Genomic DNA, 11,376 nt, shown 5'->3' on the forward strand with positions numbered 1-11,376 from the left:
GACGAACCGCACGCACGGCGCGCAGCCCCGGACGGATGGATTCGACACGCGTGACGGAGCACCCCACCTCCCATGAGCGCCGCCAGCCAAGCGCTGCCCGGCCCACCGCCCCCGCGGACCCCCGCGGGGCGCTTCTGCGTACTCCGGAGCAGCCGCTGGGCTCCGCCCCGTTACCAGCACAGGGCCCCCTGGGCTCCCCCGCTCCCGCCGAAGCCCGCTCTGCCGCCACCGGCACCCCCGCGGGCAGCCACGGCACCCCCGCGCCGTCCGACGGTCATGGACCGGCCGGTACGCCCGTACCCGCGGGCCCCGAGCACTCCCAGCCGTCGGCCGCCGAACCGGATCCGCACCGGCCGCGTCCCGCGCCGGAGAGCATTCCGGTGCAGCCGCAGTCGGGCGCCGAGGCGCCCGCCGGTCCGCCGGTCGGCCCGGCGGACCGCCGTACCGGGCAGGGCACGGCGCCCGCCGGGCCCATGCCCATGCGGCGTGACGGCGACCGGCTGCGCTTCGTGGGGGCCGCGACCCGGCGGATCGCGCGCGGCATCGATCTCGACGAGATCGTGATGGGTCTGTGCCGGGCCACCGTGCCGACCTTCTCGGACGCGATCCTGGTCTATCTGCGCGATCCGCTGCCGGTCGGCGACGAGCGGCCCACCGGACCCGTCGTGCTGCGGCTGCGGCGTACGGACCGGATCCCGGAGGACCGGGACACCGATGGTTTCCTGCTGCCCTCGCTCCAGCCCGAGCCCGATATCGGGGTCACCGCCGAGCTGTGCCAGGTGCGGCCCGGCGGCGCGCTCAACGAGGTGCTGCGCGGGGTGCGTCCCGTCTTCGCGGACGCGCCCGCGGCGCGTGCCGCGCTGCCCGAGCTGATCGGCGAGGAACTGACGGTGCCGGGCGGTCAGCGTGCGATCCTCGCCCCGCTGCGCGGCCGCAGGCGCGTGATCGGCGCGGCGCTCTTCCTGCGCCGCCCCGACCGGGAGGCCTTCGAGAGCGACGACCTCCTCGTCGCGGCCCAGCTCGCCACGCACAGCGCGCTCGGCATCGACAAGGCGGTGCTGTACGGCCGCGAGGCGTACATCGCCGACGAGCTGCAGCGCACCATGCTGCCCGAGACGCTGCCACGCCCCACGGGTGTGCGGCTCGCCTCGCGCTACCTTCCGGCGGCCGAGACGGCCCGGGTCGGCGGCGACTGGTACGACGCGATTCCGCTGCCCGGCAGCCGGGTCGCCCTGGTCGTGGGCGATGTGATGGGTCACTCCATGACCTCGGCGGCCATCATGGGCCAGCTGCGCACGACCGCGCAGACCCTCGCCGGGCTCGACCTGCCGCCCCAGGAGGTGCTGCACCACCTCGACGAGCAGGCGCAGCGCCTGGGCACCGACCGCATGGCGACCTGTCTGTACGCGGTGTACGACCCGGTCTCGCACCGGATCACCATCGCCAACGCCGGCCATCCCCCGCCGGTCCTGCTGCACCTGGGCGGCCGGGCCGAGGTGCTGCGGGTGCCGCCGGGCGCCCCCATCGGCGTGGGCGGTGTGGACTTCGAGGCGGTCGAGCTGGACGCGCCCGCCGGGGCCACGCTGCTGCTCTACACGGACGGTCTGGTCGAGTCACGGCTGCGGGACGTGTGGACCGGCATAGAACAGCTGCGGGAAAAGCTCGCCGCCACGGCGCAGTTGACCGGCGCGGACCATCCGCCGCCGCTGGAGGCGCTGTGCGACGAGGTGCTCGACATGCTCGGCCCGGGCGACCGGGACGACGACATCGCGCTGCTCGCCGCCCGCTTCGACGGCATCGCGCCGAGCGACGTCGCGTACTGGCATCTGGACCCCGAGGACGCGGCTCCGGGCCGGGCCCGGCGGCTGGCGCGCCGCGCGCTGTCCCGCTGGGGTCTGGAGGAGCTGAGCGACTCCGTGGAGCTGCTCGTCAGCGAGGTCGTGACCAACGCCGTGCGCTATACGTCACGGCCCGTCACGCTGCGCCTGCTGCGGACCGACGTACTGCGCTGCGAGGTCGGCGACGACGTGCCGCAGCTGCCACGGCTGCGGCAGGCACGCGCCACGGACGAGGGCGGGCGCGGGCTCTACCTGGTGAACAAGATGGCCAGGCGGTGGGGTGCGACCCGGCTGAGCACGGGGAAGGTGGTGTGGTTCGAGCTGAACCGAGGGTGACCGCGTGGCTGCTCTCGGAATTGCACCGAAATTAGACCCTGTCCAATGTTGCCGACGTGGCGTCGGCGGAGTTGACTTGCTGAGGTGAGCGAAGCGACCTGACCCCACCCTCGTCATGACGGGAGGACGCTCGTGACCAAGGCACCGCAGTCGGTCCCGTACACCACGAACAACGCCGGGATCCCGGTGGAGAGCGACGAGCACTCACTGACCGTCGGCTCCAACGGTCCGATCCTGCTCCAGGACCACTACCTCATCGAGAAGATGGCCCAGTTCAACCGCGAACGGGTCCCCGAGCGGGTGGTGCACGCCAAGGGCAGTGGCGCGTACGGCACCTTCGAAGTCACCAACGACGTCAGCCAGTTCACCAAGGCCGACCTCTTCCAGCCCGGGAAGCGCACGGAGATGCTGGCGCGCTTCTCGACCGTCGCGGGTGAGCTGGGCTCCCCCGACACCTGGCGCGACCCCCGCGGCTTCGCGCTGAAGTTCTACACGGAGCACGGGAACTACGATCTCGTCGGCAACAACACGCCGATCTTCTTCGTCCGTGACCCGCAGAAGTTCCAGGACTTCATCCGCTCGCAGAAGCGCCGGCCCGACAACGGGCTTCGCGACAACAACATGCAGTGGGACTTCTGGACCCTGTCCCCCGAGTCCGCGCACATGGTGACGTGGCTGATGGGCGACCGGGGCATCCCGAAGACCTACCGCCACATGAACGGCTACTCGTCCCACACGTACATGTGGATCAACGGCGGCGGGGAGAAGTTCTGGGTCAAGTACCACATCAAGACGGACCAGGGCATCGACTTCCTTCCCCAGGCCGAGGCCGACCGCCTCGCGGGCGCTGACGCCGATCTGCACCGCCGGGACCTGTACCAGGCGATCGAGCGCGGGGACCACCCGTCGTGGACCATGCACGTCCAGGTGATGCCGTTCGAGGACGCCCCGGACTACCGCTTCAACCCGTTCGACCTGACGAAGGTGTGGCCGCACGGCGACTACCCACTGATCGAGGTCGGCCGGATGACGCTCAACGAGAACCCGGAGGACTACTTCATCCACATCGAGCAGGCCGCCTTCGAGCCGTCCAACATGGTGCCGGGCATCGGCCCGTCCCCGGACAAGATGCTCCTCGGCCGGCTCTTCTCGTACCCGGACACGCACCGCTACCGGATCGGCCCCAACTACGCCCAGCTGCCGCCGAACCGGCCGCGCTCGGCGGTCCACTCGTACGCCAAGGACGGCCCGATGCGGTACGAGGCCGCCAGGACCGGCGCGGTGTACGCGCCCAACTCGTACGGCGGCCCCGCCGCGGCCGTCCAGCAGTTCGGCGACATCGCCGGCTGGCAGACGGCGGGCGAGATGGTCCGTGAGGCGTATCGGCTGCACCGCGAGGACGACGACTTCGGCCAGCCGGGCACCATGGTCCGCCAGGTCCTCGACGACGCGGCCCGCGACCGGCTCGTCTCGAACGTCAGCGGGCACCTGAAGAACGGGGTGAGCCGCCCCGTCCAGGACCGCGCGCTCCAGTACTGGCGCAACATCGACAAGGAGATCGGTGACCGCATCGCCCTCAACGTGAACGGCGGCTGATCTCCTCGCCGCACCGCGGCCCCGCGCCCCTCCCGGGCGCGGGGCCGCCGCGTCATCCGTCCAGGCCGCCCTGTCCGCCGTCCGCCTCGCCGCCGCCCCCGGTGTCCGGGGGATCGACCGGTGGCGTCGTGGCCGGGTCGGTGGGCTCCTCCGTCGTCGGTTCCTGAGTCGGTTGCTCCGTCGTCGGTTCCTCCGTGGGTTCCTTCGTCGGCTTCTTCGTCTTCGACGGCTTGCTGGTGGGCTGCGTCGTCGGCGTGCTCGGCGTCACCGGGTCCTCGGTCGGCGTGGGCGGCGCCGTCGGCTCGACGCCCGCACCCTGGTCGGTGTCCAGGTCGAACTTGCTGACCTCGCCCATCGCGTTGAACGTGTACGCCGCCCAGATCCGGGCGGGGAAGCTGCCGCCTGCGACGCGGCCCTTGCCCGGAAGCTCGCCGGTGGCACCCTGCATCGTCACCTGGGCGCCGGTCTTCGCGTCCTCACCGAACATGCCGACCGACGTCACCAGATTCGGGGTGTAGCCGGTGAACCAGGCCGACCTGTTCTTGTCGGACGTACCCGTCTTGCCCGCGACCTGCTGGCCGTCGCGGGCCGGGTTGTCGCGCACCGAGGTCTTGGCCGTACCGTCGTCGACCACGCCGGTGAGCACCGAGGTGACGGTGTCGGCCGCCTTGACGCTGATGACCTGGTCGCCGACGGGGTCCGGGAACTCGACCGGACGGTCCTTGTGTTCGGCCGACTTGACCACGGCGGGGGTGACCTTCCTGCCGTGGTTGTCGAGAGTGGCGTACACCCCGGCCATCTCCATCGGACTCGCGCCCATGGAGCCGAGCGTCTGCGCGGGCACGGCCTCCATGCCCTTGGTGTCCATGCCGAGCTCGCCCGCGACCTCCATGACCTTCTTCATGCCGACGTCGACACCCATCTGCGCGAAGACCGAGTTGATGGACTGGTTCATCGCGGTCTGCACGGTGACGTCGCCGTAGTCCTCGTCGTCCTCGTTCGGCGGATCGAACCCGACCTTCTTGCCGTCGTCCTCGACGGGACGCCTGCTGGTGCCGTCGTAGATGGTGTTCGCCGTGATCGGAGTGCCGTCCTGCGTCTCGGCCTTGTCCTCCAGGGCGGCGGCCAGGATCACCGGCTTGAAGGTGGACGCGGGCTGGTAGTCGCGGCGGGTCGCGTTGCTCCTGTAGTGCTTGACGTAGTCCACGCCGCCGTAGATTGCGAGGACCTTGCCGGTCTTCGGGTCGACGGAGACGGCGCCGGCCTGGATGTCGCCGTCGACGGGACGCTTGTCCTTGTCCAGCTTGCTGGTGAGCTGCGTCTTGACGGCCTTCTCCAGCTGCGTCTGCTTCTTCCTGTCGATGTTCAGGGTGAGGGTCCAGCCGCCCGCTGTGACCTTCGCCTCGGCGTCCTCCATGTCGGAGGCGCTGCCCTGGGCGACGAGCTGCTTCTCCAGCGCGATGTTGGCGGCTTCCACCAGATAGCCGGTCTGCCCCTCCATACCGGGCGCGCCCTGGGGCGGCTTGGGCACGGGGAACTTCATGCCGTCGCGCTTGGAGGAGTCCAGCCACTTCTCCTCGACCATGTTGTTCAGGACGTAGTTCCAGCGCTGCTTGACCAGTTCCTTGCCGCTGTCCGTGGCGACCGCCCAGTCGTACTGGCTCGGGGCCTGCAACAGCGCGGCGAGATAGGCGCCCTGCTCCACCGTCAGCTTCCTGGCGTCCACTCGGTAGTACGCCTGGGCGGCGGCCTGGATGCCGTACGCGCCGCGGCCGTAGTAGCTGGTGTTGATGTAGCCCGCGAGGATGTCCTCCTTGGACGTCGTGCGGTCCACCTTCAGCGAGATGACCAGTTCCTTGAGCTTGCGCGTGACGGTCTGGTCCTGCTCGAGGTAGTAGTTCTTGACGTACTGCTGGGTGATCGTCGAACCGCCCTGCTTGCCCTTGCCGGAGAGGGTGTTGAGCAGACCGCGGGCCGTGCCCTTGAAGTCGACGCCGGCGTCCTTGTAGAACGACTTGTTCTCGGCGGCGACGAAGGTCTTCTGGACGGGCTTGGGCACCTCGGTGAGGTCGACGAGCTCGCGGTTGACCTTGCCGGTGCGGGCGAGGATCTTACCGTCGCTGTACTTGTAGATGTTGCTCTGCTGCGTCGCCGCGGCGTTGCCCTTGGGGACGTCGATCATCAGGTACAGCACGACGAAGGCGGCCATGCCGAGCAGGCAGAGGCTGAAGAACGTGCCCAGGATCTTCTTCCAGGTGAAGAACCGGCGTATGCCGCTGCCCCCGGAGGAGCGCTTGGGCGCGGCGCGGCGGCCACCGCGCTGCCGCGCTCGTCTCTCGTCCGCTCTTCCCATGGGTCCGTTCCGCTCCGCTTCGCTCTAACCGCTTCAATTCTCTTGCGTCACACAGGTGCCGCTGAGGCCAGCTCAGAAAGCTAACACCACGCGTTGTGACAAAGGTCGGTCGATCCAGCCTTTTCCGGACGTGACAATCAGCACCCGGTCCTAAGGAAACGACGAGCCAGAGGGTCGGAAGGTTGCCGCGAAGGGGTAAAGTGATATCACTTAGATAGACTGAAGCTAGCTGAGAAGAACGAACAGTGGGACTACGACACGGGGGACCATCCATGTCCATGGACAACTCGGCGGCCGTCGCCGACACACCCGAGATGCCCGCGCCGCGCGTGCGGGAGTTCACCGCGCACAGCATCGGAGGCGGACTCGCGCTGCTGCTCAGCCTGTTGGGGCTGCTGCTGGGCACCGGGATGATCGTCGGCGGGGGCGCGGTGGGCTCCACGGGCGGCAGGGCAGCGCTGATCACCCTCGGCGTCCTCGTCGGCGTCGCGGCCTTCACAGCGATGTGCGGACTGAACATGGTGGCACCGGGCGAGGCCCGCGTCGTCCAGCTCTTCGGCCGCTACCGGGGCACGATCCGGCAGGACGGACTGCGCTGGGTGAACCCGCTGACGTCACGCACGAAGGTCTCGACGCGTGTACGCAACCACGAGACCGCCGTCCTCAAGGTCAACGACGCCTACGGCAACCCGATCGAGCTCGCCGCCGTGGTGGTGTGGAAGGTCGAGGACACCGCGCAGGCCACCTTCGAAGTGGACGACTTCCTGGAGTTCGTCTCCACGCAGACCGAGGCGGCGGTGCGGCACATCGCGATCGAGTACCCCTATGACGCGCACGACGAGGAGGGCCTGTCGCTGCGCGGCAACGCGGAGGAGATCACCGAAAAGCTCGCCGTCGAGCTGCACGCGCGCGTGGAGGCCGCCGGGGTGCAGATCATAGAGTCGCGCTTCACGCACCTCGCGTACGCGCCGGAGATCGCCTCGGCGATGCTCCAACGGCAGCAGGCGGGAGCGGTCGTGGCGGCGCGGCGGCAGATAGTGGACGGGGCGGTCGGGATGGTCGAGGCCGCGCTCACCCGGATCACCGAGCAGGACATCGTGGAGCTGGACGCCGAGCGCAAGGCGGCGATGGTGTCGAATCTGATGGTGGTGCTGTGCGGGGACCGCGCGGCGCAGCCGGTCCTCAACACCGGGACTCTTTACCAGTGACAGCTCCCTCCGAGGGGTCCTCCCCCAAGCGGCGGCCTCGGCCGCAGCAGCGCAAGCAGGTGCTGCTGCGGCTGGATCCGCTGGTGTACGAGGCACTGGCCCGCTGGGCCGGGGATGAACTGCGTTCGGCCAACGCGCAGATCGAGTTTCTGCTGCGCCGCGCTCTCGCGGAGGCCGGGCGGCTGCCGGGCGCGGCCGGGCCGATCGCTCGCCGGGGGCGGCCTCCCGCGTCCGGAGAGGCCGAGGAGTAGAGGAAAGGCGCCCCGCCACGGGCTCCGCCCCAGACCTCCGCATCGGCCGGAAACGACCCCTCCGCCATGTAGCAGAACCGTGACAATCACGGCTGACCTGCGCTCTCGTACGCCCCGCAGCCGACCTATTCGCGGCGCGTATACACGTGGTGTATACGCCGCGTGTAGAGTCCGCTCTCATGTCCATCGGTCACACACTTCTAGGGCTCCTCGAGTCCGGCCCGCGCCACGGTTACGACCTGAAGCGGGCCTTCGACGAGAAGTTCGGTCACGATCGGCCACTGCACTACGGCCAGGTCTATTCGACGATGTCCCGGCTCCTGAAGCACGGCCTCGTGGAGGTCGACGGGATCGAGGCGGGCGAAGGCCCGGAGCGGAAGCGGTACGCGATCACCGAGGCGGGCGTCACCGATGTCCAACGGTGGCTCGCGACGCCGGAGAAGCCCGAGCCCTACCTCCAGTCGACCCTCTACACCAAGGTCGTCCTCGCCCTGCTCACGCACCGGGACGCGGCCGAGATCCTCGACACTCAGCGCTCCGAGCACCTGCGCATGATGCGGATCCTCACCGACCGCAAGCGCAAGGGCGACCTCGCCGACCAACTGATCTGCGACCACGCCCTCTTCCACCTGGAGGCCGACCTGCGCTGGCTGGAACTCACCGCCGCACGCCTGGGCAAGCTCGCCGAGGCGGTGGCCCGATGATCCCCGCAGGCGCCCTGCTCGCCGCCCACGACCTGCGCAAGGCGTACGGCCCCACCAACGCCCTCGACGGCGCCGAGTTCTCCATCCACCCGGGCGAGGTCGTCGCCGTGATGGGCCCCTCCGGCTCCGGCAAGTCGACCCTGCTGCACTGCCTCGCCGGCATCGTGCCTCCGGACTCGGGCTCGATCCTCTACAACGGCCACGAGATGGCGACCATGAGCGACGCCCGGCGCAGTGCGCTGCGCCGCTCGGAGTTCGGGTTCGTCTTCCAGTTCGGGCAGCTGGTACCGGAGTTGACCTGCGTCGAGAACGTCGCGCTGCCGCTGCGGCTGAACGGCACCTCCCGCAAGGACGCCGAGCGCACCGCCCTGTCCTGGATGGAGCGGCTGGAGGTCGACGACCTCAGGGGCAAGCGGCCCGGCGAGATATCCGGCGGTCAGGGGCAACGGGTCGCCGTGGCCCGTGCCCTGGTCACCAACCCGCGCGTGCTGTTCGCCGACGAGCCCACCGGCGCGCTCGACTCCCTCAACGGCGAACGCGTGATGGAACTGCTCACGGAGGCCGCCCGGTCCGCCAACGCCGCCGTCGTCCTCGTCACGCACGAGGCGCGCGTCGCCGCGTACTCCGACCGCGAGATCGTCGTCCGCGACGGGAAGTCGCGGGACATGGAGCGCATCGTATGAGGATGCGTCAGTGGTTGAGGGACCTGGGCATGGGGGCCAGGTTCGCGTTCACCGGCGGCCGCGAGGGCTGGAGCCGGGTCCTGCTGACGGCGGTCGGCGTCGGCCTCGGCGTGGCGTTGCTGCTGCTCACCACGGCGATCCCGACCGCGTTGGCGGCGCGGGACGACCGCGGGCACTCACGCGGGGACTTCACGTACAGCGAGACGAAGACGCCCAAGGGCGACAACACCGTCCTGGTCGGGAAGGTGGACACCACATACCGCCAGCGCGGCGTCCGTGGGCGGGAGTTGCAGCCCGAGGGGGTACGGGCACCGCTGCCACCGGGGGTGACGAAGTTCCCGGAGCCGGGTGAGATGGTGGCCTCCCCCGCACTCAAGGAGCTGCTGGAGTCCGGCGACGGGAAACTGTTGCGGGAGCGGGTGCCGTACCGCGTCGTCGGGACCATCGGCGAGAGCGGGCTCATCGGTTCGCAGGAACTCGCCTACTACACGGGCGGCAAGCGACTCGCCTCGAAGATCGACGGCAGCAGTGTGGTCCGCATCGCCCATTTCGGCGAGGGGGAGCCCTATCCGTCGGACGGGATGGACCCCGTACTGATCCTGCTGATCCTGGTCGTCTTCGTGGTGCTGCTGACCCCGGTCGCCATCTTCATCGCGGCGGCCGTGCGGTTCGGCGGCGAGCGGCGGGACCGCAGGCTCGCGGCGCTCCGGCTCGTCGGCTCCGACAGCCGGATGACCCGGCGGATCGCCGCCGGCGAGGCACTCGCAGGCTCCGCGCTCGGGTTGGTCTTCGGCGCCGCGTTCTTCCTGGTCGGTCGTGAGGCAGCGGGCTCCGTCGAGGTCTTCGACGTCAGCGTGTTCCCCAGCTATCTGAACCCGTCGCCCGCGCTGGCCGCCCTGGTCGCGGTCACGGTCCCGTTGGCCGCGGTGCTGGTCACCCTGTTCGCCTTGCGCCGGGTGGTCATCGAGCCGCTCGGCGTGGTGCGCACCGCGAAGCCCGCGCGGCGCCGGCTGTGGTGGCGGCTGCTGCTGCCGCTGGGCGGGCTCGCGATGCTCTACCCGATGGTGGGGCAGGGGAAGAACAACGGGGACTTCAACGAGTACCTGGTGTCCGGTGGGGTGGTGCTGCTGCTGATCGGTGTCACCGCGCTGCTGCCGTGGATCGTCGACGCGGTCGTCGCACGGCTCGGCTCGGGCAGTGTCTCCTGGCAACTGGCCGTACGCCGGCTTCAGTTGAGCGGCGGCACGGCGGCCCGCATGGTCAACGGCATCGCGGTGGCGGTGGCCGGCGCGATCGCCCTGCAGATGCTGTTCTCCGGAGTGGAGAGCCAGTACACGGAGCCGTCGCCGCAGGACCTCTCGCGGGCGCAGATGCAGGTCACCGTGCCGAGCGCGACCCCGCTCGCCTCAGCCGCCGAACAGTTCACGCGGACCAAGGGCGTACGTGACGTCATGGCGTTCTCCGAGGGATGGCTCGGCGACCGGCGGACGGATCCCAACCGCTCCGCCTCGGTGGCCGTCGGCGACTGCGCCGCCCTGCGCGAGGCGGCCGCCCTGCCCTCCTGCCGCGACGGCGACATCTTCGCCCTCCAGGGCGGGGAGTACGACACCGACACCCCCAAGCTGGCCCAGTCCGGCCGGACCCTCTACATCGATCCGGGCTACGAAAACAGCGGACAGGGCAAGCGGGTCGCCTGGACCGTACCGCGGGACCTGAAGCAGGCCGAGTCGCGCACGGACCCGACCGGGTCGAAGCGCGGGGGCTTCCTGTTCACGCCGGGCGCGCTGCCCGCCAAGGCAGGGCCCGCCCTCCGCGGACAGGTCTACCTCAAGCTCGACGAGTCCGTGCCGGACGTCTACGACCTCGTACGGAACACGGCGGTGAGGATCGATCGGTACGGGGACCAGATGGTGTGGACCTCCGGCGAGCGCAGCCGCGCGTACTCCTCCATCCGCACCGGCCTGTTCGTGGGCGCGGCCTGTGTCCTGGCGCTGATCGGCGCGAGCCTTCTGGTCTCTCAGCTGGAGCAGCTGCGTGAACGCAAGAGGCTGCTGTCGGCCCTGGTCGCCTTCGGCACCCGGCGCCGCACGCTGAGCCTGTCGGTGCTGTGGCAGACCGCGGTCCCGGTCGGGCTCGGTCTGGCGCTGTCGGCGGTGGTGGGCCTCACCCTGGGCACGGTCCTGCTGAAGATGACCGACGTCCCGGTCTCGGTGGACTGGGCGAGCGTGCTGTCCATGACCGGCATCGGCGCGCTGGTGGTCCTGGCGGTGACCCTGCTGAGCCTGCCGCCGCTTCTGCGGCTGATGCGGCCGGACGGGCTGCGCACCGAGTAGCGGTACCGGACAGGGATCGCGGGATCGGCACGACCCGTACGGGCCATGGTCGCGGCGCTCTCCGGAGCGCCGCG

General features: G+C 70.1%; 8 protein-coding genes. 7 read left to right on the top strand and 1 reads right to left on the bottom strand.

The features are described from left to right. The first annotated feature begins 35 nt into the window (after positions 1–35). Together FE633_RS16720 and FE633_RS16725 are read left to right on the top strand one after the other, a co-directional pair. Positions 36–2,174 carry a SpoIIE family protein phosphatase gene (locus tag FE633_RS16720; protein WP_171059978.1) on the top strand — a complete coding sequence of 713 codons (2,139 nt, stop codon included), beginning with the start codon at positions 36–38 and terminating at the stop codon, positions 2,172–2,174. 132 nt (positions 2,175–2,306) lie between these two features. Continuing rightward, entirely contained in the window at positions 2,307–3,770 is a 1,464-nt protein-coding gene (locus FE633_RS16725) for a catalase (RefSeq protein WP_138045950.1), read from the top strand. A gap of 52 nt (positions 3,771–3,822) precedes the next feature. Here the strand turns inward: FE633_RS16725 and FE633_RS16730 are convergent, their stop codons facing one another. Beyond that, positions 3,823–6,123, bottom strand: a complete 2,301-nt coding sequence (locus tag FE633_RS16730) for a transglycosylase domain-containing protein (RefSeq protein WP_138045951.1) — start codon at positions 6,121–6,123, stop codon at positions 3,823–3,825. Between the two features lie 272 nt (positions 6,124–6,395). Here FE633_RS16730 and FE633_RS16735 point away from each other — a divergent pair, with 272 nt between their 5' ends. From FE633_RS16735 to FE633_RS16755, 5 genes are all read left to right on the top strand, one after another. Beyond that, entirely contained in the window at positions 6,396–7,331 is a 936-nt protein-coding gene (locus tag FE633_RS16735; protein ID WP_138045952.1) for an SPFH domain-containing protein, read from the top strand. After that, positions 7,328–7,582, top strand: a complete 255-nt coding sequence (locus FE633_RS16740) for a type II toxin-antitoxin system antitoxin (RefSeq protein ID WP_171059979.1) — start codon at positions 7,328–7,330, stop codon at positions 7,580–7,582. Before FE633_RS16735 ends, FE633_RS16740 begins: the two co-directional genes overlap by 4 nt. 179 nt (positions 7,583–7,761) lie before the next feature. Then, positions 7,762–8,286 (top strand): PadR family transcriptional regulator, encoded by a 525-nt coding sequence (locus FE633_RS16745; RefSeq protein ID WP_138045954.1) that lies wholly within the window; start codon positions 7,762–7,764, stop codon positions 8,284–8,286. Continuing rightward, the gene (locus tag FE633_RS16750; protein ID WP_138045955.1) at positions 8,283–8,969 is read left to right on the top strand and encodes an ABC transporter ATP-binding protein; all 687 of its coding nucleotides are present in this window, start codon (positions 8,283–8,285) and stop codon (positions 8,967–8,969) included. Before FE633_RS16745 ends, FE633_RS16750 begins: the two co-directional genes overlap by 4 nt. Further along, positions 8,966–11,302 (top strand): ABC transporter permease, encoded by a 2,337-nt coding sequence (locus FE633_RS16755; RefSeq protein ID WP_138045956.1) that lies wholly within the window; start codon positions 8,966–8,968, stop codon positions 11,300–11,302. Before FE633_RS16750 ends, FE633_RS16755 begins: the two co-directional genes overlap by 4 nt. Positions 11,303–11,376: the final 74 nt, after the last annotated feature.

Source organism: Streptomyces montanus, from assembly GCF_005786655.1.
In the GTDB taxonomy this organism is placed as follows: domain Bacteria; phylum Actinomycetota; class Actinomycetes; order Streptomycetales; family Streptomycetaceae; genus Streptomyces; species Streptomyces sporangiiformans.

Coding starts and splice junctions, on each gene's coding strand:
- FE633_RS16720 (WP_171059978.1), top strand. CDS start 36: ATGGATTCGACACGCGTGACGGAGCACCCCACCTCCCATGAGCGCCGC.
- FE633_RS16730 (WP_138045951.1), bottom strand. CDS start 6,123: ATGGGAAGAGCGGACGAGAGACGAGCGCGGCAGCGCGGTGGCCGCCGC.
- FE633_RS16735 (WP_138045952.1), top strand. CDS start 6,396: ATGTCCATGGACAACTCGGCGGCCGTCGCCGACACACCCGAGATGCCC.
- FE633_RS16745 (WP_138045954.1), top strand. CDS start 7,762: ATGTCCATCGGTCACACACTTCTAGGGCTCCTCGAGTCCGGCCCGCGC.
- FE633_RS16750 (WP_138045955.1), top strand. CDS start 8,283: ATGATCCCCGCAGGCGCCCTGCTCGCCGCCCACGACCTGCGCAAGGCG.
- FE633_RS16755 (WP_138045956.1), top strand. CDS start 8,966: ATGAGGATGCGTCAGTGGTTGAGGGACCTGGGCATGGGGGCCAGGTTC.